We start from the raw sequence: 23,311 nt of genomic DNA, 5'->3' as shown, positions 1-23,311 counted from the left end.
GTCAGTCCTCTTCGCGCCGCCGACGGCGGCGGGGCGAGTCGGAGTTGCCCAGCGCGGCCAGGAGTTCGCTGACGGACTTGCCGTCGGCGTGCGCGCCCGCGGGGTCGTCCGGGTCGGGTGCGCTGCGGCGTCCCGGCTTCACGGGCTCGCCGCGACCCGTGCCGTACGCGCCGACGCCGTCCCACGGCGGGCGTTCCTTCACGGGCTCGCCGCGACCGGTCGAGTACACGCCGGTGCCCTCCCACTTGGGCGCGGGCCGCTCGTCGGCGCGCCTGCGGCCACCGGACTTCGGCTCGGCGGCGGGCGCGGCCCTCGGCGGCTCGGGGGTCTCGCGGTCGAACATGTCCGTGCGCTCCACCGGCGGGCGCGTGGCGCGGACGGGCTGCTTCGGCTTCGGCGGCACGGGCGTCTGCGCCACGGGCATCTGCGGCGCCTCGGGCCTGCGCGGCTCCTGGACCGGCTGGCCGAGGCGCACCTCCATCGAGTCGAACAGGTCGGACGGGTTCGCGCGCACGGTCGGCTGGTCGCGGCGGACCGGCGGCGGCGCGGGGGTGCGTTCCGGCTTGCGCTCGGGCTTCGGGGGCTTCGGCGGGTCCCGGCGGACCACGATCGGCGGCTGCTGGCGCTGCGGCTGGCGGGTCGGCTCGCGGCGCACGGGCTCGGTGTAGTTCGCGGCCGGGCGGACCGGTTCCTGGCGGGTGGGCTTGCGCTGGTCCGACACGACGCGCTCGATCAGCTCCGTGCGCTCGACGGCGGCTTCCGGAACGACCTTCTTGACGGTGGGCTTGCTGACGGTGGGCTTGCTCGGTCCGGCCGTGATGCCGCGGACCCGCTCGTTGCCCTCGGTGCTGATGATCTGCCGGTCGCCGATCGCCATGAGCCTCGACTGGTCGGACAGCGACCGCATCCGCGTCGACTCCGCCCGCAGCGCGACCCGCTCGACCAGCACCTCGCCACCCAGCAGCGCCTGGAGGTTCTCCCGCAGCGCCCGGAGTTCGTCCCTGAGCGCGTCCAGGTCGTCGCGCGACTCCTCCTGGATGCGCTTGCGCGACTCGGCCTCGATCTCCAGCTCGTACTCGCGGCGGGCGGCGACCTCGCGCTCCAGCTCCAACTCGTACACCGACTGGAGATCGGCCACCTCGTCCTCGCGGTCGGCCACCTGCCGCCGGTACCTCGCGGCCAGGAAGGCGCCCACGAGAGCCGCCCACAGCGCGGACACCACCGCCAGCCGCAGCCCGCGGGCGTCGTCGCTCAGCACCAGCAGGGCGGCGGCGGCCAGTGCCAGCGCCATCGCCGCTACGAGGAGGAGTCGCCCGGTGCCACGCCCGCGATCTTGTTGCTCGTCGCTCGGCGACGCGCCTCGGCCGGTCATGGGCCATACGGTACCTGGGAGTTATGCGACTGAGACCAATCTTGTCGTACCTAACTGTCCGTGCGGGTGGAGTGCGGCGTCTTGCAGCAGTGCTCCAGCCACAGCGCGGAGGCGATCAGCAGGGCCGCGCACACGACACCCACGATGGCGCTGACCATGTCGTTAGCGGCCGCGTCGAACTCCTCGCGCACCGGCAGGACGTAGATGAGGACACCGGCCCAACCGCCGAGCATGATCGCTCCCAAAAGTGAGGAAGCTTTCGCCAGTGCGACCGCGCGGGCCGCCGTGAGCGGCTCCACCGGCTTCGCGCCGGGCTTGCGGAGGATCCGGGCCCGCAGGGTGAAACCGAGGACCAGGTCGACCACGGCGATCACGAGCAGCGTCAGCCCGGCGAGCTTGGGCAGCGCCGCCAACGAGCTGTAGGCGAGACGGAGCAGCAGGTGCGCCAACAGGCCTGCGATGAGCCCGGCTGCCAGCAGATCACGGGCCTTGGTGAACCTCACCGCACCATCCTGGCACTTCGACGGCGATCGGGACGCTCGGCAACGGGCTGGAGGGGCGTCTCAGCTCCTCGGCTCACCGGGTGCCGCCGTTCGGCGCTCGGCGCGACTCACCCACGGGCACCCGCGGCGGCCAGCAGCGACCCCAGCGAGGCCACCGGGAACACGAGCACCGGGCCGTCGGGGTTCTTCGAGTCCCGGACCGCCACCCCCGCGGTCGGGAAGGCGAGTTCCACGCACTCGCTCCCACCTCCCCCGCTGTAGCTCGACTTCCGCCACACGAGCTCGGACATCCGCGCCTCCCCCTCGCTACATGCCGTCGGCCACCTCCGCGATCAGCTCGGCCGATTGGGAGTGGCTCAGCGCCACCCGTTGAAGGGCGGCGAAGTTCAGCGTATAGGGCTCCCGCCCCTTCGGAGACTCGATATATCGACCCCCGTTCAGGTGATCGAGGTAGACGACATCCTCGAAGTGCTCCTCGGCGAACGACAAGATGTTGAACGGGAAACCATGCGCCGGATAGGCGCCTGCCGACGCGGGGATCACCTGGAGCGCCACATGGCCCAACTCCCCCATCTTCAACAGATGAAGCAACTGGTCCTTCATGACCATCGGACCGCCGACCGGCTGCCGCAACATGGCTTCACCGATGATTGCATGCACACCCAAAGGACTCTTGTCGTCGAACAACCTTTTTTGGCGCTTGATTCGTGCTTCAACCTGGCGCAACGCCTTGTCCTCCGTCGGCCGGGGCACAAATGCCGTCGCCAGCGCGAACGCGTACTGCCGGGTCTGCAGGAGACCGGGCACGAGGTCCGTCTTGAACGTCCTGACCAGGATCGCCCCCGATTCGAGGGCCAGGTAGTCCCGCACGGCGTCCATCACCACGTCCGGCGGCAGCTCTTCCCACCAACCGGGGACGAGTGCGCGTTCCGCGGCCTCGTAGACGAGCGTGCGCTCCTTCTCCGGGACCTCGTAGATGAGACCGAGCGCCATCACGTCCGCGGGCTTGATCGGGTGGTGCGCGTTCTCGATCTTGCTCAGCTTCGCCTGCGAGAAGCCCGCCACCTTGCAGACGTCGGCACCGCTGCGACCCGTTTCCCAGCGCCACGCCGCAAGACTGCGGGCCACAAGTCTTTCCCGCACATTCGGCTTGTACGTGCTCATGGCGGAAATTGTAGGGAGGAATAGCCTTATTCGCCAATTTTTGTTTCGCGAATATCCAACGAAAGGTCCGTGCGCTTGCGTACACCTTCCACGCTGTAGCGGAGGTCGGCGATCGGCCCGAATCCCGGCAATACCGCATCGGGTGACACATCAAGCCAGGGAATCAACACCGTTGCTCGTTCGTGCGCGCCCGGATGGGGCAATAGCAACTCCGGATCACTCGAAAGGACGCCGTCGACCGTGACCACGTCGACGTCCAGCGTCCGAGGACCCCAGTGCTGATCGCGAACGCGGTGCGCGGCCCGTTCGAGCGATTGGCCGCGGCGCAGCCAGCCCCACTCGTCGACGCCGGGGGAATCGACGACCAGGACGGCGTTGAGGAAATCGGCCTGGTCCAGCACGCCCCACGGCGCCGTCTCGTACACCGGGGAGACGGCGACCAGGACGTCGGCGAACCCGTCGACGGCCGACTGGAGGTGCGCCAGGCGGTCGCCCAGGTTCGAGCCGATGGACAGGACCGCCCTAGTCATCCGCACCCCGGCGGGAGCGGCGGATCGTCACCGAGACGTCGGCGAAGGTCAGCGGGATCGGGGCGGACGGCTTGTGGACGGTGACCTCGACCGCGTGCAGCCGCTGGTCGGTCATCACCTCGTCGGCGATCCGGCCCGCGACGGACTCGATGAGGTCGTACGGCTCGCCCGCGACGATGGCGGCTGCGCTCTCGGCCAGCTCGCCGTAGTGCAGCGTCTCCGCCAGGTCGTCCGTGGCGGCCGCCCGGCCGAGGTCGAGCCACGCGGTGATGTCGACCAGGAAGTCCTGGCCGTCGCGCTTCTCGTGCTCGAACACGCCGTGGTGGCCCCGGACGCGAAGGCCGGTCAACGTGATCCGGTCGCTCATCCCCGCCTCCACGCGCGGGCCACGGCGACGGCGTCCAGCGACTTCTCCACGTCGTGCACGCGCACGCCCCAGACCCCGGCGAAGGCCGAGAGGGTCGAGACGGCGGCGGTGGCGTCCTCGCGGCCGTCCGGCTCGCGGCCACCCAGCAGCGAGCCCAGGAAGCGCTTGCGGGACGCGCCGATCAGGACCGGGAAGCCCAGCGCCAGCAACTCGTCCAGGCCGTGCAGCAACCGCCAGTTGTGCTCGGCCCGCTTCGCGAAGCCGAGACCGGGGTCGAGGATGATGTTGTCCTCCCGCACACCGGCCGCCAGCGCGGCGTCCACGCGGGCCAGCAGCTCGTCGCGGACCTCCCGCACCACGTCGGCGTAGGTGGCCAGCGAGTCCATCTCGCGGCTCAGGCCGCGCCAGTGCATGAGGATCCACGGCACGCCGCTCTCGGCGGCCACCTTGGCCATGTTCGGGTCGGCCAGGCCGCCGGAGACGTCGTTGATGATCGTCGCGCCCGCCTCGACCGCCGCGAGGGCGACCTCGGCGCGGCTCGTGTCCACGCTCACCGGCACGCCCTCCGCGACCAGCGAGCTGATCACCGGGGTCACGCGGGCCGACTCGACGGCCGCGGCGACGCGCTCGGCGCCGGGACGGGTCGACTCGCCGCCGACGTCCACCAGGTCCGCGCCCCTGCGGTGCATGGCCACGCCGTGCGAGACGGCGTGGCTGTGGTCGAGGTAGCGGCCCCCGTCGGAGAAGGAGTCCGGCGTGACGTTGAGGACGCCCATCACGACGCAGTGGCCGGGGTCGGGCACGCTCACCTGAGGCGCCCGTTGATCAGGCTGATCGCCTCGGAACGCGAGGACGCGGAGCTGCGCAGAATCCCCCGCACGGCCGAGGTCGTGGTGCGCGAACCGGGCTTGCGAACGCCCCTCATGCCCATGCACAGGTGCTCGGCCTCCACGACGACGATCACGCCGCGCGGTTCCAGCCTGCGCACCAGCGCGTCGGCGACCTGCGAGGTCAGGCGTTCCTGGACCTGCGGGCGCTTGGCGTACAGGTCGACCAGCCTGGCCAGCTTCGACAGGCCGGTCACCCGCCCGTGCTCGTTCGGGATGTAGCCGACGTGGGCCACGCCGTGGAACGGCAGGAGGTGGTGCTCGCAGAAGCTGTACATGGGGATGTCCGTGACCAGGACGAGTTCCTCGTGGCTCTCGTCGAAGGTCTTCGCGAGCACGCTGTCCGGCTCGGTGTACAGGCCGGCGAACAGCTCCCGGTACGCACGGGCCACGCGGCCGGGCGTGTCGCGCAGGCCCTCGCGCTCCGGGTCCTCACCGCAGGCGATCAGCAGCTCGCGGACGGCGTTCTCGGCGCGGGCGAAGTCGAACACGCGCCGCGCGACGCCGGCCTCCCCATTGCTGGAGAGGCCGGCGTCGTCGTCGAGGTCGATCTCGGTCACTTGCGGTTGTCCGGGTCCGTGTCGAACGACCTCTTGCCCGCCTCGGCCTCGGTCTGCTGCTCCTGCGGAGCGGGGGACCACGAACCGGACGGCTGGCCGCCGGGGACCGTGGCCGGGGTCCAGCCGGGGGGCGCGCCGTAGTTCGGCGGACCCGCCTGGTTGACCGGCTGCGGCTGGTAGCCGTTCGGGGCACCGCCGTTGGGCACCGCCGGGGGCGGGTCCTGCGGACGGTCGCCGCCGAGCGGCGGCGGCTCCTCGTCGAGGGTGTCCTCGACGACGGGCGGCCACGGCTCGCCGCGCTCCTTGGCCAGCTCACCGGGGGTCTTGACCGGCGGGATGTCCGAGGGCGTGCGGTCGCCGAAGTCGTTGAACTGGGTGATCCTCGGCCGCTTCTCGACCCGCGCGAAGACCCGCTCCAGGTCCTTCTGGTGCAGGGTCTCCTTCTCGATCAGTTCGAGCGTGAGGTCGTCCAGCACGTCGCGGTAGGTGTTGAGCACCTCGTACGCCTCGGTGTGGGCGGCCTCGATGAGCTTGCGGACCTCCTCGTCGATCTCGTGCGCGACCTCGAGCGAGTAGTCGGACTGGCGGCCCGCGGTGCGGCCGAGGAAGGGCTCGCCCTGCTCCTGGCCGTACTTCACGGCGCCGAGCTTGGCGCTCATGCCGTACTCGGTGACCATCGCGCGGGCGATCTTGGTCGCCTGCTCGATGTCGTTGCTCGCACCCGTGGTCGGCTCGTGGAAGACCAGCTCCTCGGCGGACCGGCCGCCGAGCGCGAACACCAGCCTGGCGATCATCTCGGACCTGGTCATCAGGTCCTTGTCCTCCTCGGGCACGGAGAGGGTGTGACCACCCGTCCGGCCGCGGGCGAGGATCGTGACCTTGTAGACCGGGTCGATGTCCGGCATGGCCCACGCGGCCAGGGCGTGCCCGGCCTCGTGGTACGCGGTGATCTTCTTCTCCTTCTCGGAGATGATCCGGCTCTTGCGGGCCGGACCGCCGATCACGCGGTCGACCGACTCCTCCAGCTCGATGCTGCTGATGACCGTGCCGTTCTTGCGCGCGGTCAGCAGGGCGGCCTCGTTGATGACGTTGGCCAGGTCGGCGCCGGAGAACCCGACGGTCCGCTTGGCGAGGCCGTCGAGGTCGGCGTCCTCCGTCAACGGCTTGCCCTTGGCGTGCACGCGAAGGATCTGCTTGCGGCCCTTCAGGTCCGGTGCGGACACCGGGATCTGCCGGTCGAAGCGACCGGGGCGCAGCAGCGCGGGGTCGAGGATGTCCGGCCGGTTCGTCGCCGCGATCAGGATGATCCCGCCGCGCGAGTCGAAGCCGTCCATCTCCACCAGCAGCTGGTTGAGGGTCTGCTCGCGCTCGTCGTGGCCGCCGCCCATGCCCGCGCCGCGGTGCCTGCCGACGGCGTCGATCTCGTCCACGAAGATGATGCAGGGCGCGTTGGCCTTGGCCTGCTCGAAGAGGTCGCGGACGCGCGAGGCGCCGACGCCGACGAACATCTCGACGAAGTCCGAGCCCGAGATGGAGTAGAACGGCACGCCCGCCTCACCCGCGACGGCGCGGGCGAGCAGGGTCTTGCCGGTTCCGGGAGGGCCGTAGAGCAGGACGCCCTTCGGGATCTTCGCGCCGAGTGCCTGGTAGCGGCCGGGGTTCTGGAGGAAGTCCTTGATCTCCTCTAGTTCCTCGACGGCCTCTTCGGCTCCGGCGACGTCACCGAACGTCGTCTTGGGCATGTCCTTGGACAACTGCTTGGCCTTGGACTTGCCGAAGTTCATGACGCGGTTGCCGCCACCCTGGGCGTTGTTCATCATCCACATCAGCAGCAGCAACAAGAGCCCGAGCGGCACCAGGTAGATCAGCACCTGCATCAGGAACGACTCCTGGCTGACCTTCGTCTCCAGGACGGGCTTGTTCGGCGCCGTGTCCAGGATCGTGAAGATCTCGTCCGTGGACGAGGCCGGGAACTGCGTGATCAGCCGGTCGTGGCCTGCGAAGTTCGTGCCGGGGTTCAAGGTCAGCTTGAGGCGCTGCTCCTTGTCCTCCAGCGTGACTTCCTTGACCTTCCCGTCACGCACTTGTTGCAGCGCTTCGGACGTCTTGACCGGGGTATACCCCCTGGTGTCGTCGAAGAGCATGGTGAAGATGAAATAGAACATCAACACCGCCGCGATCCACAGCAGCGGGTTGCGAAGCAGGCGCTTGCGGTCCATTCACTTACGGCCGTCGGGCGGCCTCGACCCTCCCTGACTTGCATGTCGGGTGATGGGGGCCCCACCTCTCCCGTCGACGGGCACTGACGGGTACACCCGTCGGGCCAGCCTACCGCCCGTCGGCCCGCACCGGCCGATCCACGGGGGATGCGGGCCGGAACGGGGGGACGGACGGCACTGAGCGGACAACGGACGAACCGGGTGACGGGTTCCCCGCCGTGACAGCCGACACGGATTCCGGCCGCCTCCGGTTCACCGAACGCGGAAACATGAGGAATACTCAGGCATCTTGCGCGGCAATCCACTGGGCCGAACGGACCAATCTTGTGGCCTTCGGACCCGGATGGTCGAAACTGGTCGTGAACTTCGGGGACCCGCAGCCCGTAACACTCGATAGAGGTACCGCGCTACTTACAGGTAGCTACCTGCATCGGTCCACACGAGTGACGGGAACTACGGGTCTCCACCCTGCCAGCAGAACACGTGCCACCCTCAGACCACGGAGAGTTTTCTCATCGCCCCAACGGGTGAATACTGAACCGAAGGTACCCACGGTATGTCATCGCGCAACCAGCCCACCACCAGCCTGCTCCGCCGGATCGCCCTCCCCGCGGGGGCGTTGATCGGCGTGGTGGCGGCAGTCAGCGTCACCGTGGTCGCGTTGAAGGCCACCAGCGGACCCGACTGCCAGGGCGCCCTCCCGCTCAAGGTCGCCGTCACGCCCGCGGCCGAGGAGGTCGTCCGGCAGACCGCCGCCGAGTACCAGTCGACCCAGCCGATCGTGGACGGCCGCTGCGTCCAGGTCCAGGTCGAGTCGCGCGGCGCCGCGGACGTCGCCACGGAGCTGCCGACCGCCCAGATCAACCCGCCCGCCCTGTGGATCCCGGACTCGTCGATGTGGGCGGCCGAGACGCAGAAGGAAGCGGGCGAGGTCGGCCAGGACGCGCCGCGCCTGGACGTGAAGAGCTCCCTGGCCAGCTCGCCGATGGTGATCGCGGGCTCCGAGCAGTCGATGTCGAAGCTCGGCTGGCCCGTCACGCCCATCAGCTGGTCCCGCGTGGTCGACCCGAACGTGCCGGTGACCCTGAGCGACCCGACGCAGTCCACCGAGGGCCTCGCCACGCTGGCCGTCGTCCGCGGCCTGCTCGGCAACCCCGACGGCTCCCCCAAGCCGGAGCTGGTCAGCGCGCTGCTGCGCGTCGGCCGCGAGGCGCTGCCGTCGGTGCGCGACGCGTTCAACAAGGTCACGCAGGGCGCCGAGAACGCGCCGATCTTCACGGCCAGCGAGCAGAACGTGATGGCGAACAACCGCACGGCCGGTGAACGCCGGGTCGTGGCCTCCTACCCCAAGGAGGGGACGCTCGGCTTCGACTTCCCGCTGGTGCGGGTCAGCCGGGCGGGCGAGCACTCGGGCACCGAGGCCGCCGCGGCGGGCTTCGAGAAGGCGCTGCGCTCCCCCGAGGCCGCGAAGCGGTTCGCCGACGCGGGCTTCCGCAACCCGCAGGGCCGCGCGCCCGACGGCTGGACGACGGAGGAGGACGGCGTCAACGGCGACCAGGTCAACCTGCTGAAGGCGCCGACGACGGACCAGGTGTCCGAGCTGCTGCGCACGTGGGGCGCCATCGCCCTGGACTCGCGGATGCTCGCGGTGCTGGACGTGTCCGGCTCGATGGCCGAGAAGATGAGCAACGGCCAGACCCGGATCGAGGCCGCCACCCAGGCGGCGCTGACCGCGTTGAGCCTCATGCCCGACACCTCGGACATCGGCCTGTGGGCGTTCTCGACGGACAAGAAGCCGCCGAACGACTGGATCTCGCTGGTCCCGATCGGCCCGCTCGGCGAGCCCCTCGGCGGCAAGCCCCGGCGTGACGTGCTGGTCACGGGCGCGCAGGGCCTGGCCTCGATCGTCGGCGGCGGCACGGCGCTCAACGACACCGCGCTGGCGGCGTGGCGCTTCATGCAGTCGACGTACGACCCGGCGAAGATCAACTCGGTCACGCTGATCACCGACGGCCGCAACGACGACATCTCCAGCATCGACCTGGCCGAACTGGTGAAGACCTTCCAGTCCGAGGGCGACCCGGCGAGGCCCGTCCCGATGATCATGGTCGGCCTGGGCCAGGAGGCCGACATGGACGCCCTGCGCCAGATCTCCGCGGCCACCGGCGGCAAGGCCTACCAGGCCCTCCAGCCCGCGGACATCCAAGGCGTGCTGCTGGACGCCATCAGCCAGCGCAGGTGCAGGCCCAACTGCTGACGAACGAACGAGAGGGCCCCCCGCACGGTGTGCGGGAGGCCCTTTCACACGACGGCACGACCACCGCGGTGACCACCGCGCGAGGACGCGTCGGCAGGTCGGGCCGGAGCCCGCGGAGCAGCGACCTCCTACACCGAGTAGACCTTCGGGTCGAGCTTCCCGATGTACGGGAGGTCGCGGTAGCGCTCGGCGTAGTCGAGGCCGTAGCCCACGACGAACTCGTTCGGGATGTCGAAGCCGACGTACTTCACCGGCACCTCGACCTTCACCGCGTCGGGCTTGCGCAGCAGCGTGCAGACCTCCAGCGAGCGCGGTTTGCGCGACGCCAGGTTCTTCAGCAGCCACGAGAGCGTGAGTCCGGAGTCGATGATGTCCTCGACGATGACGACGTCGCGGTCCGCGATGTCGCGGTCGAGGTCCTTGAGGATGCGGACGACGCCCGAGGAGGACGTCGAGGAGCCGTACGAGCTGACCGCCATGAACTCCAACTGGACCGGCACGGGTAGTGCCCTCGCCAGGTCGGTCATGAACATCACCGCGCCCTTGAGCACCGTGATCAGCACGAGATCGGATCCACCGTCGTCGGGGTAGTCGGCCGCGACTTTGTTCGCGAGTTCGGTGACCTTGTCGCTGATCTCCTGTTCGGTGATCAGCGTTGAGGCGATGTCGCCGTCGTACACGGTGTCCCCTCTGTCATGACTGCCTTGGGTCTAGCTTGAGCCTGCCATGCGCGCGCCGCGCCACCAACCCGCCGGACAGCCACACGCCACCCTGGCCCCGCCACCCGGACACCAGCGCGTCCACCGCCCTCACGTGCGAATCGGACAACTCCGGCGTGCCCGACGCGAGCAGCCAGCGGCGGATGACGCGGCGGCGCAGCGCGGGCGGCAGCGGCTCCAGGGCCGAGACGTCGGCAGGATCACCCTCGAAGGCCGCCGCCAGGTCGTCCAGCGCGTCGTTGTCGTCGCGCAGCTGGGCCGCGGTGCGGGCGAGGGCGGCCGCGACGCCGCCCTGGAGCACGTCCTCCAGCAGCGGCAGCACCTCGGTGCGCAGCCGCACCCTGGTGAACGCCGGGTCGGTGTTGTGCGGGTCGTGCCACGGCTCCAGCCCGAGCGCGGCGCACGCGGCGGTCGTGGTCGTCCTGGACACGCCGAGCAGCGGCCGTCCCCACGGGGCGTCGAGCGGCTTCATGCCCGCGATCGACCGCGGTCCCGAACCGCGGCCCAGGCCGAGCAGCACGGTCTCGGCCTGGTCGTCCCTGGTGTGCCCGAGCAGCACGAGCCCCCGCGACGGTCTCAGCGCGGCGTAGCGGGCCCTCCTGGCGGCCGCTTCGGGGCCCCCGCCGCCGTCCACCACGACGGGCAGCACCGCCGCGTCCAGCCCCAGCCCCCGGCACAGCGCCGCGGCCCGGTCGGCGACCTCGGCCGACCCGGCCTGGAGGCCGTGGTCCACGACGAGCGCCCGCGCGCCCTGGACGACGTGCGCGGTCGCGGCGGCCAGCGCGAGCGAGTCGGCGCCGCCCGACACCGCGACGGCGACCCCGCCGCGTTCCACGTGCCCGGCGACGGCGGGCTCGGCGAGGAACCTCCGGACCGCGGTCCGCACCTCGGAGACGGCGGGGTCGGGCCGGTTCACGGTGCGACGCGGCGCAGCCACTCCGCCGGGTCGGTGATCTCCGCGCGGGTCGGCAGGGTCTCCGGCGAGGTCCAGACGACGTTGAAGCGCTCCATGCCCACCGCGTCCACGACGTGCCCGGTGAACGCGGCGCCCTCCGCGTACTGGCGGACCTTGGCCTCGACGCCCAGCAGCGTGCGCAGGACCCGGTCCAGCACGCCACCGCCCTTGCGGCGCTCGGTGAACCGGTCGCGGATCGTGGCCACCGACGGCACCACGGACGGGCCGACGGCGTCCATCACGTGGTCGGCGTGGCCTTCGAGGAGCGTCGACAGCGCGACCAGCCGGTCGATGGCGGCCTTCTGCTCGGCCGACTGGAAGAGGTCGATCAGCCCCATCGGACCGTCGGTGTCGCGCAGGCGCTTGCGGAACTCGCGCACCACCTCGGGCAGCTTGGTGATCGAACCCGACGGCGCGTCCATGGCGGCGAGCAGGTCGGACACCTGCCCGCCGAAGTACTCGCGCAGCCACGGCACGCCGGTGAACTGGAGCCGGTGCGTGCACTCGTGCAGGCAGACCCACAGGCTGAAGTCCTCGGCGGGCACGTCGAGCGCCCGCTGGGCGGCGACGATGTTCGGCGCCACCAGCAGCAGCCTGCCCGCGCCGTCCCCGCCGAACGGGTCGTACTGGCCGAGCACGCGGGAGCTGAGGAACGACAGCACGATCCCCGCCTGCACCCCGGCCGTGCTCGCCATGACCCCGCCGAACGCGCCGCTCTGCCGGGGCATCGCGGAGTCGGTCAGCGCGGCCAGCCCCTGCACCGCGGCGCGCGCCCACGCGGGCCGGTCCACGACCTCGCCGGGCAGCAGCGGGAGGCCGTGGCCCAGTCCGGTCAGCTCGCGGACGTGCACCTCGGCCTCGGGGGCCAGCTCCCGCAGCCGGTGGACGGCCACGTCCGCCTCGGCCCTCGGGATGATCGGACCCTGCCGGACGAGGCGCGCGGCCGTCGACGCGGCCAACTCCCAGTCGACGGGGGTGGTCGTCGTCGTGTCGCCCGGTCGTGCCACACGGGCTTGCGGTGCCGCGTTCACCCTTCCGACGCTACCTGTGGGATACGGCTACGCACAGCCGCAGCCACGCAGCGTGGCAGCCAGGACGTCCAGCGCCTCGCGCACCTCGTCGGTGTTGCCGGGGCTGTTCGACATGAACGCGAACACCAGCAGCTTGCCGTCGGTGTCCACGACGACGCCCGCGAGCGAGTTCACGCCGGTCAGCGTGCCGGTCTTGCCCCGCACCCAGCCCTTCCCGCTCGCGGCCTGCTGCTGGTAGCGGTTCGCCAGGGTGCCGCTGCCGCCCGCGACCGGCAGCGCGGTCAGCAGCGGGCGCAGCTTCGCGGTGCGCGGGTCGCTCGCGTCCGGCTTGGCCGCGACCTCCAGGATCTGGCCGAGCAGCTTCGCCGGGATCTTGTTCTGCGGCGACATGCCGCTGGCGTCCACGACCGTGGCCCCGCCGACGTCGAACTGGTTCTTCGTCAGCACGTCCTCGACGGCCTTGGCCGCGCCGTCGAACGAGGGCTGCTGGCCGGTGACCTTGGCGACCTCGCGGGCGAGCGCCTCGGCCAGGATGTTGTCCGAGATCTGCATGGCGTTCTCGACGAGCTGGTCGACCGGCGCGGACTTCACCTCGCCCAGCACCTTCTGGTTGGTGCCGGACGGCGCGGGGCCGGGGGTCGCGGTCGCCACGCCGAGCCGCTGCGCCAGCGCGGTGGCGGCGTCCAGCGCTGGCGCGGCGGTGCGGGGGCTGTTCGGGTTCTTCGGGTCCAGCCTGCCGCCGTCGAGCATGAACGGCACGATCGGCGTGATCGAGCCGCCCGCGATGTCGGCCGGGTCCCAGCCGGGTGCGGTGCCCTCGCCCGCGTACCGGCCGAGGTCGAACCTGACCTCCGTGATCGGGCCCGTCGCGTTGGCCTTGACCTGCGCGGCGAGGTCGTCGAGGGTCGCGGCGCCGGGGTAGACCGTGGTCGTGCCCTCCGGTAGCGAGGACAGCGTCGGGTCGCCACCGCCGACGACCACGACGGTGCCGGGCGCGTCTCCCTGGACGACCTTGGTGGACAGCTGGGCGGTGTGGTCGATCGACAGCAGCGCCGCGGCGGACGCCAGGATCTTGATCGTGGACGCCGGGATCAGCGGCGTCGTGTCGCCCTGCTGCCAGAGCGCGGTGCCGGTCGCCGGGTCGATCACGACCCCGGTCAGCGGGCTGAGCACCCCGGCCGCGGCGGGCCCGGCCAGCGCGGCGCTGACGCCGGACGCGCTCGGCGTCGGCGCGTCACCGGCGACGCCCTTCACGGAGAGCGACACCTTCGCGGGCGGAGCGGGCGGCGCCGTGGTGAGCGCGACCTCGCCGCCGAACCAGTCGAGCTTCGCCGAGGCGAACACCGCGCCACCGGCGAGCGCCACCACGAGCACGATCGCGCCGACGAGCAGCAGGGGCTTGCGGCGGTTCGGCCCGGCCTCGGCGGTCTCCCGTTCGGCGGGCGGCACGGGCGGGTCCGGCTCGGCGTCGGGCGCGGGTTCGTTGTGCGGGGTGATCCGCTCGGGCATCGCGCGGCGCGTGGGCGGCTCGGGCTGCACGGGCGGTCGCTGCGGCGGCGAGAGCTGCGGCAACGTGGGCTGGGGCCGCGGGACCTGGATGCGCATGGTCGGCGGATCGGCGGGCCGCGGTGTCGGCGGGGGCTGCGCCGCCGCCGGCCTGGGGCGCTGCACCTGCACCGTCGGCGGCTCGGGGAGAGCCACCGTCGGCTGCTCGGGTGCGATCTCGAACACACCCGAGTCGTCGTCCTCGGTGGGCCACGAAAGCTCGTCCGGCACACCGGGATCGGGGTCGCCAGGTCCGGGCACGCGATCCTCCGTAGATCTTCATAAGGGCAATCTCACACCCGCAGGCACCCACCACGATGCGGGTCGGGTGGTCGTCGTAGTCCACACTAGTGGCGCAACGGCAGAGGGTGTCGCACACGCGGCGTCACCTCAGCATGACGAGGCGAGACGAAGCAGAGGACGCGCAGTGGAGTTCGACGTCACCATCGAGATCCCCAAGGGTGTGCGCAACAAGTACGAGATGGACCACAAGACAGGTCGCATCCGCTTGGACCGCACCCTGTTCACGGCCACCCAGTACCCGGCGGACTACGGGTTCGTGGACAACACCCTGGGCGAGGACGGCGACCCGCTCGACGCGCTGGTGATCGTCCAGGAGCCCACGTTCCCCGGCTGCCTGATCAAGTCGCGCGCCATCGGCATGTTCCGCATGACCGACGAGAAGGGCGGCGACGACAAGCTGCTCTGCGTGCCCGCCGACGACCCGCGGTCGGAGCACCTGCGCGACATCCACCACCTGAACGAGTTCTACCGGCTGGAGATCCAGCACTTCTTCGAGGTCTACAAGGACCTGGAGCCCGGCAAGAGCGTCGAGGGCGCCAGCTGGGTCGGTCGCGTCGAGGCCGAGGCCGAGGTCATCCGGTCCTACCAGCGCCTCAAGGACGCCATCGCACGCGGCGAGGACCACTAGGGCTTGACCACGAGAAGGAGCCCCGCACCTCAGTGAGGTGCGGGGCTCCTTTTCTTACACGATCTAGTGAATCGGGAGCGGGGGAACCGCTTCCTTGGCCTCGTTCTCGTCGTTCATGCGCTCCAGGCCGGAGCGCATGGACAGCGGGGTCTCCTTGATGAACCACACGAGCACGAAGCCGATCAGCACCACGATGCCGCCGACCAGGAACACCGTGTCGATCGCGCCGGAGAAGCCGTCCAGGAACGGACGCGCCAGCACCGGGTCGAGCGTCTTGAGGAACTCGGTGTTGTTCAGGTCGACACCGGCGCCGCTCTGGAGCCCCTGGGCGAACTGCGCGTTCTCCGGCCTCGCCAGCGCGGCCTGGAAGTCCGGGTTGCCGAACGCCGTGGTCAGCGCGTTGCCGATCTTGTCGCCGACGCTGCTGAACAGGATCGACAGGAAGACGGCGGTGCCGACCGTGCCACCGATCTGGCGGAAGAACGTGGCCGACGACGTCGCGACGCCCATGTCCCTCGGTTCGGCGTCGTTCTGGATCGCCAGCAGCAGGGTCTGCATGCACAGCCCCAGTCCGGCGCCCATCACGAACATCAGGCTGAGCGTGAACGCGTTCGACGTGTCCGTGCCGATCGTGCTGAACGCGAAGAGCGCGACGGCCATCAGCGCGAACCCGATGATCGGGAACACCTTGTAGCGCCCCGTCTTCGAGGTGATCTGACCGCTGATCCCGGCCGCCGACATGATGCCGAACGTCAGCGGGAGCAGCATCAGACCGGCTTCGGTCGCCGAGGCGCCCTTGACGATCTGGAGGTACAGCGGCAGCGAGACCATGCCGCCGAACATGCCGATGCCCATCACGAAGTTGATCGTGTTGCCGAGCGAGAACGTCCCGCTGCGGAACAGCCTCAGCGGCAGCAGCGCCTCGTCGCCCATGCGCTTCTCGTTGAACACGAAGCCGATGACGCCGAGCACGCCGAGCGCGTACATCGCGATCGAGGTGCCGGACGCCCAGCCCCACTCGCGCCCCTGCTCTGCGACGATCAGCAGCGGCACCAGGCCGACGCTGAGCAGCGCGGCGCCCCAGAAGTCGATGCGGTGGTCGACCCGCTTGTGCGGGACGTTGAGCACCTTGGCGACGACGACGAGCGCGATCAGCGCGATCGGGACGTTGATCAGGAACACCCAGCGCCAGCCCGTGACGCCCGCGAACGTGTCCAGGCCCGCGAACAGGCCGCCGACGACCGGGCCGGCGACGCTCGACACGCCGAACACGGCCATGAAGTACGCGGAGTACTTGCTGCGCTCCCGCGGCGACGTGATGTCCGCCAGGATCGCCATGCCGAGCGACATCAGGCCGCCCGCGCCGAGGCCCTGCACCGCGCGGAACGCGGCCAGCTCGTACATCGAGGTCGCGATGCCCGAGAGCAGCGACCCGATCAGGAACAGCGTGATCGCGGACAGGTACATCGGCTTGCGGCCGTAGATGTCCGAGAGCTTGCCGTACAGCGGCGTCGTGATCGTGGCGGTGATCAGGTACGCCGTGGTGGCCCACGCCTGCAAGGTCTGGCCCTGGAGCTCGTCGGCGATGGTCTTCATCGCGGACGAGACGATCGTCTGGTCGAGCGCCGCGAGGAACATCCCCAGCAGCAGACCGGACAGGATCGTCAGGATCTGACGGTGGGTGAGCAGCACCTCGCCCCTCGGCGAAGCCTCCGCTCTCTCAACCGTTTCCGACATCACTTCTCCCCTCCTGAGCGCGGCCCCGGTCCGCCCTCAGCCAAAAAATCCGGAAGCGCGTTCTCGTAGTCGCCCACGAAGCGCTCTAACAAGTCGGTGAAGGTGCGCCAGTCCGGTTCGGACCAGCTCCCGAACATCCGCGCGATGGCGGCGTTGCGCATGCTGCGGCGTTCGGCCAGCAACCGGTGGCCCGCCTCGGTGGCGACGAGCACGCTGGCCCGTCCGTCCTCCGGGTCGGCCCGCCGTTCCACAAGCCCGTCCTTGACCAGGCCGGCGACCTGGCGGCTGACGGTCGAGGGGTCGGAGAAGACCGCCTCGGCCAGCGCGCTGGATCGGGAGGGACCCATGTGCGCGAGGTTCGCGAGCAGCACGAAGGCGGCCTTGTCCATACCGGCCTTGTTCATCTGCGCGGCGACGCACGCGTGCATCTTGTTGAGGCGGATCATCGCGGTACCGACCCTCTCGGCCAGCTCCAGCTCCGGCTCCGGCCTCGCCTCGGTCGAACCCACCGTGTCACTCACCGGGTCCACCATGGAACACTCCGTTGCTTGCATCATCCAACTAGTTGCTGAGTACAAGCATGAACTCGGATGGCCTAGCAGGGCAACTGAATTAACGGTGAGTCGCGTCTCAGCAGGCGGTTACCAACGGGTAGGCAACGGGGTTACCGACCGGTAGCATTCGTCGCCATGAGCCAGGACTACACGTTCGTCGCGGACGCCCTGAAGCAGGGCGTGCCGTGGGTCGGGACCACCGGCATCGACTTCATCGAGGTCGAGGGCGACCGCGTGCTCGTCGAACTGCCCGACGGCGAGGAGAACCGCAACCACGTCGGCGGCCCGCACGCGGCCGTCGTGTTCGGTGCGGGCGAGACCGCGTCCGGAGCCGTCGTGCTCGCGGCGTTCTCGCAGCACATGGACAAGGCCACGCCGCTGGTCGCGCGCGCGGAGATCGCCTACCGGAAGGTCGCGACCGGCGTGCTGCGCGCGGAGGCCGTCCTCGGCCGCCCGGCCGCCGAGGTGGTCGCCGAACTGGCGTCCGGCACGCGGCCCGAGTTCCCGGTGCACGTCACGATCACCAACGCCGCCGGGGCCACCACGGCGGAGATGACCGTCACCTGGACCCTGCGCCCGAACCGCTGACCGCCGTCCACCGAGGACCCCTCCACACCGGACCTCGGGCATAACACCGTTGCGGTGGGGCGATCCCGGCCGCGGGTCCCACCCGGACCACCGCGGGGCCGGAATCGCTTGCGAGTAAACCGATTCAGGGACCAGGCTCACCCGATCGACGGGTCGAGCCTGGTCCTTTCGGGGAGTCGACTTGGTAACGTCCTGTGACCCGCGTAACACGCGGCACGTCCCGTTGCGATGACCCGGACACAGGTGCGACCGCCGCGCCCTTGGAGGATCGCGTGCCCAGTACTCCCCCCGCGCCTGCCCGGTGGCGACGTGGAGCTCTCCCGTTCCTGCTCGCCCTCCTCTGCGCAGGCGGTTGTGCGTCCAAGACGGACCTGTCGGCGGCGATCCGGGTGACCACCCCCAGTTCGACGCCGAGCCCGACGCCGATGCTCACGACGACGACGGGCGCGCCCGAGCAGCCGACGATGCAGGTGGCGGACGTCGTGGACGGTCGCACGATCGTCAGTTCGGACGGCAAGACCGTGCAGATCGCCGGACTGGCCCCGCCCGGCGAGTGCTGGGCGGGCGCGGCGACCGAGTTCACCCGCAGGACGTTGAACGGCAAGACCGTCAAGTACACCAAGACCTTCGGCTCGTCGGCCACCGTGCTGATGCCGGACGGGTCCGACTTCGCGGTGGAGGCGGTGCGCCGCGGCATGGGACGCGCCGAACCCGGCTCGACGACCGCGCTCAAGTCCGCCCAGTCCGCGGCCGAGCAGGCCGGGGTCGGCCTGTGGGGTGAGTGCGGCGGCAAGGACACCGTCGGCCAGGCGGACGCGCAGGACCGCGAGCCGTCCGGTTCGGACGACGTGTACTTCGCGAACTGCGAGGCGGCCAGGAGGGCGGGCGTCGGCCCGATCGTCGTCAACCAACCCGGCTACGGCAAGCACCTCGACCCGGACGGGGACGGGATCGCCTGCGACCGCTAGGCGCTGGTACAACCACCCCATGAAGGTGGACAGCGTCGAGGTCGCGTTCGACCCCCGCGAGATCGGCGACACCGCCCGGCAGGCCGAGGCCGCGGGCTACGACGGGTTCTGGGTGGCCGAGGCCCAGCACGACCCGTTCGTCGCACTGGGCGTCGCGGCGGGGACGACGTCGCGGGTCGAGCTGGGCACGTCGATCGCGGTCGCGTTCGCGCGCAACCCGATGAGCACCGCGGTGCTGGCGAACGACCTGCAACTGCTGTCCGGCGGGCGCTTCAACCTCGGGCTCGGGTCGCAGGTCGAACCGCACATCACCAAGCGGTTCTCGATGCCGTGGTCGAAACCCGCCGCCCGGATGCGCGAGTACGTCCTGGCGATGCGGGCGATCTGGCGGAGCTGGGAGACCGGCGAACGGCCGAGGTTCCGCGGCGAGTTCTTCACCCACACCCTGATGACACCCTTCTTCGACCCCGGCCCGAACCCGTACGGACCGCCGAAGGTGTACCTCGCGGGCGTCGGCGAGCTGATGACCGAGGTCGCGGGCGAGGTCGCCGACGGCTTCCTGTGCCACAGCTTCACCACCGAGCGGTACCTGCGCGAGGTGACGATCCCGGCGCTCGAACGCGGGCGCGCCAAAGCCGGAAAACCGTTGGCGGGACTGGAGATCAGCGGCCCGTCGTTCGTCGCGACCGGCGGCACGGCCGAGGAGCTGGCCGCCTCCGTCGCCGACACCAGGAAGCAGATCGCCTTCTACGGCTCGACCCCCGCCTACCGCCGGGTCCTCGACCTGCACGGGTGGGGCGACCTGCACGAGGAGCTGCACGCGATGTCCCGGCGGCAGCGGTGGGACGACATGACGGCGGCGGTCGACGACGAGGTGCTGACCGCGTTCGCCGTGGTCGGCGAGCCCGAGCAGGTGGCGGCGGAACTGCTGGCCCGCTACGGCGACGTCACCACCCGCTCGTCCTGCCACGCGCCCTACCGCGGCGACCCCGAGCGGTGGGGCCGCGTGTTCGCCGCGCTCAGGAACGGGTGAGCCGGTGCCGACCGCTCGGTGTGTCCCGCAGACCGTGGTGGAAGAAGGCCAGTTCGGCCCGCACCCGCAGCACGGTCCTGCGTCTCGTCCAGTGCCTCCTGCCCACGCGCGCGGCGCACAGGGCGAGGGGTAGGAAGAGCAGGGTCATCAGGATCGTCGGGATCATGGTCATCGCCTCCTCCGCCAGGGCGACGACCGAACCCGACCCCTCTGACGGAGATCGCGCGAAGGCCACCCCGATGGAGCAACCACCGGGCGGACGTTCCGGGACCGGTGTCGACCGCTCTCCCGAAGTGTCGCCGAGGTCGGGAACGAGCGGAAGAACTCCGGGTCACATCACCGCGTCGTGCACCGCACGTCAGAGGTCGGGCAGCGGGTCCGGCGGGAAGGAGTCCCTCGTCGTCTCCGCGTCCGCGGCCGCGATCACCGACACGTACTCGTCCCAGGTCTGGAACGGCGAGCCGTCGACGGTGAAGACCGGGTCCGACGTCGTGTCCACCGGTCCGAGCCGCAGGCTCCGCTCGTACGTCCAGTGCACCGACTTCGGCCGGTCGTGGCTCAGCCAGCTGCACGCCAGCATCACGATGTTCCGGTCCGTCACCACGAAGATGAACGGCTTCGAGACGAGCGACGGCCCGACCGCCGTGCTGGCGACCGCGGGGAAGAGGTAGCGGATCTCGGTGCCCGGCGGCAGCAGCGCCCGGCAGCGCTCCCGAACCTTCGCGCTCAACGGCACAGCCCCCACGCCCTCCCTCCGAGCCGACAGTCCGTCAACGCGCGCGGTCGCGGTCGGGTTCCGCGATCAGCTCGTCCGGTACCCGCAGGTCGGGGTGGAGGTAGAGCGCGGCGACGGCGTCCAGGTCGTCCCCGGCGCACACGACGGCCAGCTCGTCCAGCAGCTCGTCGTAGTCCTCACCCGTCCGCCCCTGGTAGGCCTCCTCCATCCGCCCCCACTCGTCCCACGGCAGCACCTCGACGTTGTTGAGCGCGGCCAGGTCCCGCACGGCGTTGCCGCGGATCTCCGACGGTCCCCAGTTCTCCGTGCCGGGCACCCCGAACTTCGAGCCGTCGACCTCACCACGCCGGTAGGCGCTCCACGCCTCACCACCGGTCAGGAACTCACCGGGCCGCAGATCACGCGGGTCGACGGGCCGCTCCTGCCCGAAGACCTCCGTGTCGACCCGCACCCACCGCCCACCGTCGAAGAACTCCGTCACCCAGTGGTCCAACCCCAGCCCGGCCTCGAAGTACATCCCGAACCCGCACCGCACCCGCGCGGCGATCCCCCGATCCCGCAGCAGCGCGCAGCTCATCACCGCGAAGTGCCTGCACGTCCCCACGAGCCGCTTGTCCGGCGCCCGCGGCGACGTCAACGGCATCGGGTCGAGCGCCAACAACAGCCGCGCCAACTCGGCGGCGGGGCGAACGTCCTTCTCCACCTGCCGCTCAGCGGGCAGATCCCGCCCCGGCTGCGCGTCGGGGTGGAGGAACAGCCCGTGGACGGGCTCGCAGATCTCCAGCGGATCGTCGGCGACCACGGAACCGGCGGCCTCGCCGAGTGAGGTGAACAGCCCCGGAGCCACGTAGTCGATCTTCACCATCGAACGATGGTAGGCGAGGCGCACCGAAATGCGTCAGGCCCGGTTGCGTACCGCCGGGCATCGCGCCGATGCCCGGCATGCCCGGTACCGAACTGGGGCGACCAAACGGCGACTCGTCATGCGGCGTCTTCGGGCGCCTGCGCCAGCTCCTGAAATTACGATGCCTCTGAAGTGATTCCATGCGTGGCGCTTGTCCACTCTGAGGAGCGGACAAGGCGTCAACCCGCACTAATCGTAGCAAGCAGGCTTTAGATCACTGGCGCATTCGGGTGCACCTTGGATGACGACGGCTCCCGTCGTCATTAGCGTCTGTACGGTGACACCTGCCAATGGGTCGATGCCGTTTACTGCTTCGACCGCCGGGAGACTCCATGCCCACGTCGACAACTCCTCCAGCGACAGCGCCAGGAAGCAGAGTTTCTCAAATGCTGGCGCCTGTCGGCATCATCGCCGACATCACCGCAGTGGCCTTGATACCACTTGGACAACCCAGACAGATCATTTATCTGGTTAGCGTATTGGCGTTTGCGATCGGGGTGACCATCATCTTCTACCGTCGCAATTGCACGGTAGACAAGTTGATGGTTTTAGAAATTTCCATTGCGCTTGTGAGCACCGGCGTTGCCGCCCACACGTTTCGGAGGTTGTCAGCACCAGAGACAGAGAGCAGCTGCGAGAAAACGAGGACAACGATCGACTCTCCTGCCGACAACACGACCCTGAGCGCAACCCAAAAGGCCAACTTCTCCGTCAAGGGCAGCACGAACAGCGCATCCACTTGCGGCACACTCTGGATATTTCTCCGAATTCGAAATAGCACTGAAGCAGTCTATTACCAGCAGTACGGGTACTGCGTCGTCGACAGCGCGGCCGAGAAATGGGAATGCGGCGGCGCCGGAACGAAAGCGAGCCCAGGAACCAAAGTTGACATTCTTGCCTACCTCATGGACAGCGCAGATGGCCGAGCACTCGTCGACAAGGCCGCCATTGCCAAATGCTCCACGGGAGAAGACAATGGTCTAGCCTCCAACAGGCCACCTACCAATGATGCCCCCGTTGCCTCGGTCTCGGTCGTGGTCGAGTGACCATCTTCCATGCTTCCCCCTGTCAGCACGTTCTCCCGACTACCCCACCACGATTCCTCATGGTTGTTGATCCGCGCTGCCGCGAGGTCGCACACCGGATAGGACGCAGCAAACACACCTTGCACCTGGCCAACCTCGATGACAGGGGTAACGGGACTTGGAAGATCGAGGTTCCGCTTGATCTCCACCGCGGTCTCGGATCCTCGGCGGTGTCGTGGGAGTCCCGGAAGCCACCGGCGCTCCCCAGCGCTGCGAGGAGGCGCTGGGGAGCGAACGGCCAGGCAGGCGAAGCCGAGGGAGGACGCGGGCACAGGGTGGCAGAAGCACGACCTCGTGCTCACTACCAAGTAGGGCACCGGGCTGGATGACACCGATGTCCGGCGCGACTTCCGACAGGCCGCCAAGGCGGCCGAACTGGCCTACCGGAAGCAGATCCGTCCGGGGGTGCAGGACGGGGCTACCGCGATGGACCGGATCTTCCCCGCGGCGGAAGCGTAGTCACGCAGTTGGTCACGCAGGAGGACCCTGAAGACCAGTCAGCCCCGGTGCGCTGTGTGCGCACCGGGGCTGACCTGCATCTCACCAGAGCCGCCTATCGGAATCGAACCGATGACCTGTTCATTACGAGTGAACCGCTCTAGCCGACTGAGCTAAGGCGGCGAGACGCGATAACTATAGCCGACTCCAAGACCGTCACCGACAGGG

The 23,311-nt window shown here is 69.9% G+C and carries 24 protein-coding genes and 1 tRNA gene; 6 read left to right on the top strand and 19 right to left on the bottom strand.

Going from position 1 to position 23,311, the window contains the following annotated elements:
• Position 1: 1 nt before the first annotated feature.
• The 9 genes from VFZ92_RS06975 to ftsH all read right to left on the bottom strand — a co-directional run bounded on the left by VFZ92_RS06975 (position 2) and on the right by ftsH (position 7,602).
• On the bottom strand, positions 2-1,372 hold the full coding sequence (locus VFZ92_RS06975) for a DUF6779 domain-containing protein (protein ID WP_330874958.1): 1,371 nt from the start codon (positions 1,370-1,372) through the stop codon (positions 2-4).
• Between the two features lie 50 nt (positions 1,373-1,422).
• Complete coding sequence (locus VFZ92_RS06970) at positions 1,423-1,875, bottom strand: DUF3180 domain-containing protein (RefSeq protein WP_330874957.1); 453 nt, start codon at positions 1,873-1,875, stop codon at positions 1,423-1,425.
• Positions 1,876-1,982: 107 nt separating this feature from the next.
• Entirely contained in the window at positions 1,983-2,165 is a 183-nt protein-coding gene (locus VFZ92_RS06965; RefSeq protein WP_330874956.1) for a DUF397 domain-containing protein, read from the bottom strand.
• Between the two features lie 16 nt (positions 2,166-2,181).
• A complete protein-coding gene (locus VFZ92_RS06960; protein ID WP_330874955.1) occupies positions 2,182-3,039 on the bottom strand; it encodes a helix-turn-helix transcriptional regulator in 858 nt (285 codons plus the stop codon).
• Positions 3,040-3,065: 26 nt separating this feature from the next.
• Positions 3,066-3,569, bottom strand: a complete 504-nt coding sequence (gene folK / locus VFZ92_RS06955) for a 2-amino-4-hydroxy-6-hydroxymethyldihydropteridine diphosphokinase (protein ID WP_330874954.1) — start codon at positions 3,567-3,569, stop codon at positions 3,066-3,068.
• Entirely contained in the window at positions 3,562-3,936 is a 375-nt protein-coding gene (folB, locus tag VFZ92_RS06950) for a dihydroneopterin aldolase (protein WP_330874953.1), read from the bottom strand. The genes folK and folB overlap by 8 nt, the downstream gene beginning before the upstream one ends.
• Entirely contained in the window at positions 3,933-4,712 is a 780-nt protein-coding gene (gene folP / locus VFZ92_RS06945) for a dihydropteroate synthase (RefSeq protein WP_330875003.1), read from the bottom strand. The genes folB and folP overlap by 4 nt, the downstream gene beginning before the upstream one ends.
• Positions 4,713-4,741: 29 nt before the next feature.
• The gene (folE, locus tag VFZ92_RS06940) at positions 4,742-5,374 is read right to left on the bottom strand and encodes a GTP cyclohydrolase I FolE (RefSeq protein ID WP_330875002.1); all 633 of its coding nucleotides are present in this window, start codon (positions 5,372-5,374) and stop codon (positions 4,742-4,744) included.
• A gap of 5 nt (positions 5,375-5,379) precedes the next feature.
• On the bottom strand, positions 5,380-7,602 hold the full coding sequence (gene ftsH, locus VFZ92_RS06935; RefSeq protein WP_330874952.1) for an ATP-dependent zinc metalloprotease FtsH: 2,223 nt from the start codon (positions 7,600-7,602) through the stop codon (positions 5,380-5,382).
• 556 nt (positions 7,603-8,158) lie between these two features.
• Between ftsH and VFZ92_RS06930 the strand changes: the two genes are divergently transcribed.
• Entirely contained in the window at positions 8,159-9,859 is a 1,701-nt protein-coding gene (locus VFZ92_RS06930) for a substrate-binding and VWA domain-containing protein (RefSeq protein ID WP_330874951.1), read from the top strand.
• Positions 9,860-9,987: 128 nt separating this feature from the next.
• On the opposite strand, the gene hpt is transcribed toward VFZ92_RS06930, so the two are convergent.
• The 4 genes from hpt to dacB are packed head-to-tail and all read right to left on the bottom strand — an operon-like array spanning position 9,988 to position 14,370.
• Positions 9,988-10,539, bottom strand: coding sequence for a hypoxanthine phosphoribosyltransferase (hpt, locus tag VFZ92_RS06925; RefSeq protein WP_330874950.1), 552 nt, complete (start codon positions 10,537-10,539; stop codon positions 9,988-9,990).
• A gap of 13 nt (positions 10,540-10,552) precedes the next feature.
• Positions 10,553-11,494, bottom strand: a complete 942-nt coding sequence (gene tilS, locus VFZ92_RS06920; protein ID WP_330874949.1) for a tRNA lysidine(34) synthetase TilS — start codon at positions 11,492-11,494, stop codon at positions 10,553-10,555.
• A complete protein-coding gene (locus VFZ92_RS06915; RefSeq protein WP_330874948.1) occupies positions 11,491-12,564 on the bottom strand; it encodes a zinc-dependent metalloprotease in 1,074 nt (357 codons plus the stop codon). The genes tilS and VFZ92_RS06915 overlap by 4 nt, the downstream gene beginning before the upstream one ends.
• Before the next feature lie 27 nt (positions 12,565-12,591).
• Positions 12,592-14,370, bottom strand: a complete 1,779-nt coding sequence (gene dacB, locus VFZ92_RS06910) for a D-alanyl-D-alanine carboxypeptidase/D-alanyl-D-alanine endopeptidase (RefSeq protein WP_330874947.1) — start codon at positions 14,368-14,370, stop codon at positions 12,592-12,594.
• A gap of 166 nt (positions 14,371-14,536) precedes the next feature.
• Between dacB and VFZ92_RS06905 the strand changes: the two genes are divergently transcribed.
• Positions 14,537-15,040 carry an inorganic diphosphatase gene (locus VFZ92_RS06905; protein ID WP_259629710.1) on the top strand — a complete coding sequence of 168 codons (504 nt, stop codon included), beginning with the start codon at positions 14,537-14,539 and terminating at the stop codon, positions 15,038-15,040.
• 63 nt (positions 15,041-15,103) lie between these two features.
• Here VFZ92_RS06905 and VFZ92_RS06900 read toward each other — a convergent pair whose 3' ends face one another.
• Together VFZ92_RS06900 and VFZ92_RS06895 are read right to left on the bottom strand one after the other, a co-directional pair.
• A complete protein-coding gene (locus VFZ92_RS06900; protein WP_330874946.1) occupies positions 15,104-16,777 on the bottom strand; it encodes an MDR family MFS transporter in 1,674 nt (557 codons plus the stop codon).
• A complete protein-coding gene (locus VFZ92_RS06895) occupies positions 16,777-17,298 on the bottom strand; it encodes a MarR family winged helix-turn-helix transcriptional regulator (RefSeq protein ID WP_330874945.1) in 522 nt (173 codons plus the stop codon). The genes VFZ92_RS06900 and VFZ92_RS06895 overlap by 1 nt, the downstream gene beginning before the upstream one ends.
• A gap of 168 nt (positions 17,299-17,466) precedes the next feature.
• On the opposite strand from VFZ92_RS06895, the gene VFZ92_RS06890 reads away from it, so the two are divergent.
• The 3 genes from VFZ92_RS06890 to VFZ92_RS06880 all read left to right on the top strand — a co-directional run bounded on the left by VFZ92_RS06890 (position 17,467) and on the right by VFZ92_RS06880 (position 19,920).
• The gene (locus tag VFZ92_RS06890; protein WP_330874944.1) at positions 17,467-17,919 is read left to right on the top strand and encodes a DUF4442 domain-containing protein; all 453 of its coding nucleotides are present in this window, start codon (positions 17,467-17,469) and stop codon (positions 17,917-17,919) included.
• Positions 17,920-18,308: 389 nt separating this feature from the next.
• Positions 18,309-18,887, top strand: coding sequence for an excalibur calcium-binding domain-containing protein (locus VFZ92_RS06885; RefSeq protein ID WP_330874943.1), 579 nt, complete (start codon positions 18,309-18,311; stop codon positions 18,885-18,887).
• 19 nt (positions 18,888-18,906) lie between these two features.
• Complete coding sequence (locus VFZ92_RS06880; protein ID WP_330874942.1) at positions 18,907-19,920, top strand: LLM class F420-dependent oxidoreductase; 1,014 nt, start codon at positions 18,907-18,909, stop codon at positions 19,918-19,920.
• Here the strand turns inward: VFZ92_RS06880 and VFZ92_RS06875 are convergent.
• From VFZ92_RS06875 to VFZ92_RS06865, 3 genes are all read right to left on the bottom strand, one after another.
• Complete coding sequence (locus tag VFZ92_RS06875; protein WP_330874941.1) at positions 19,907-20,086, bottom strand: hypothetical protein; 180 nt, start codon at positions 20,084-20,086, stop codon at positions 19,907-19,909. The genes VFZ92_RS06880 and VFZ92_RS06875 overlap by 14 nt on opposite strands.
• A 192-nt stretch (positions 20,087-20,278) precedes the next feature.
• A complete protein-coding gene (locus VFZ92_RS06870) occupies positions 20,279-20,656 on the bottom strand; it encodes a hypothetical protein (RefSeq protein ID WP_330875001.1) in 378 nt (125 codons plus the stop codon).
• Between the two features lie 34 nt (positions 20,657-20,690).
• Complete coding sequence (locus tag VFZ92_RS06865; protein WP_330874940.1) at positions 20,691-21,521, bottom strand: transglutaminase-like domain-containing protein; 831 nt, start codon at positions 21,519-21,521, stop codon at positions 20,691-20,693.
• A gap of 425 nt (positions 21,522-21,946) precedes the next feature.
• On the opposite strand from VFZ92_RS06865, the gene VFZ92_RS06860 reads away from it, so the two are divergent.
• On the top strand, positions 21,947-22,606 hold the full coding sequence (locus VFZ92_RS06860) for a hypothetical protein (protein ID WP_330874939.1): 660 nt from the start codon (positions 21,947-21,949) through the stop codon (positions 22,604-22,606).
• Between the two features lie 586 nt (positions 22,607-23,192).
• Here VFZ92_RS06860 and VFZ92_RS06855 read toward each other — a convergent pair.
• A tRNA-Thr gene (locus VFZ92_RS06855) sits at positions 23,193-23,266 on the bottom strand.
• Between the last annotated feature and the right edge of the window lie 45 nt (positions 23,267-23,311).

The organism is Umezawaea sp. (assembly GCF_036375055.1).
GTDB lineage: Bacteria > Actinomycetota > Actinomycetes > Mycobacteriales > Pseudonocardiaceae > Umezawaea.
Note: the sequence above shows the minus strand (reverse complement) of the source record. Positions and strands in the feature narration are given on the sequence as shown.

Coding starts and splice junctions, on each gene's coding strand:
- VFZ92_RS06975 (WP_330874958.1), bottom strand. CDS start 1,372: ATGACCGGCCGAGGCGCGTCGCCGAGCGACGAGCAACAAGATCGCGGG.
- VFZ92_RS06965 (WP_330874956.1), bottom strand. CDS start 2,165: ATGTCCGAGCTCGTGTGGCGGAAGTCGAGCTACAGCGGGGGAGGTGGG.
- VFZ92_RS06960 (WP_330874955.1), bottom strand. CDS start 3,039: ATGAGCACGTACAAGCCGAATGTGCGGGAAAGACTTGTGGCCCGCAGT.
- folK (WP_330874954.1), bottom strand. CDS start 3,569: ATGACTAGGGCGGTCCTGTCCATCGGCTCGAACCTGGGCGACCGCCTG.
- folB (WP_330874953.1), bottom strand. CDS start 3,936: ATGAGCGACCGGATCACGTTGACCGGCCTTCGCGTCCGGGGCCACCAC.
- folP (WP_330875003.1), bottom strand. CDS start 4,712: ATGGGCGTCCTCAACGTCACGCCGGACTCCTTCTCCGACGGGGGCCGC.
- ftsH (WP_330874952.1), bottom strand. CDS start 7,602: ATGGACCGCAAGCGCCTGCTTCGCAACCCGCTGCTGTGGATCGCGGCG.
- VFZ92_RS06930 (WP_330874951.1), top strand. CDS start 8,159: ATGTCATCGCGCAACCAGCCCACCACCAGCCTGCTCCGCCGGATCGCC.
- VFZ92_RS06900 (WP_330874946.1), bottom strand. CDS start 16,777: ATGTCGGAAACGGTTGAGAGAGCGGAGGCTTCGCCGAGGGGCGAGGTG.
- VFZ92_RS06890 (WP_330874944.1), top strand. CDS start 17,467: ATGAGCCAGGACTACACGTTCGTCGCGGACGCCCTGAAGCAGGGCGTG.
- VFZ92_RS06880 (WP_330874942.1), top strand. CDS start 18,907: ATGAAGGTGGACAGCGTCGAGGTCGCGTTCGACCCCCGCGAGATCGGC.
- VFZ92_RS06875 (WP_330874941.1), bottom strand. CDS start 20,086: ATGATCCCGACGATCCTGATGACCCTGCTCTTCCTACCCCTCGCCCTG.
- VFZ92_RS06865 (WP_330874940.1), bottom strand. CDS start 21,521: ATGGTGAAGATCGACTACGTGGCTCCGGGGCTGTTCACCTCACTCGGC.
- VFZ92_RS06860 (WP_330874939.1), top strand. CDS start 21,947: ATGCTGGCGCCTGTCGGCATCATCGCCGACATCACCGCAGTGGCCTTG.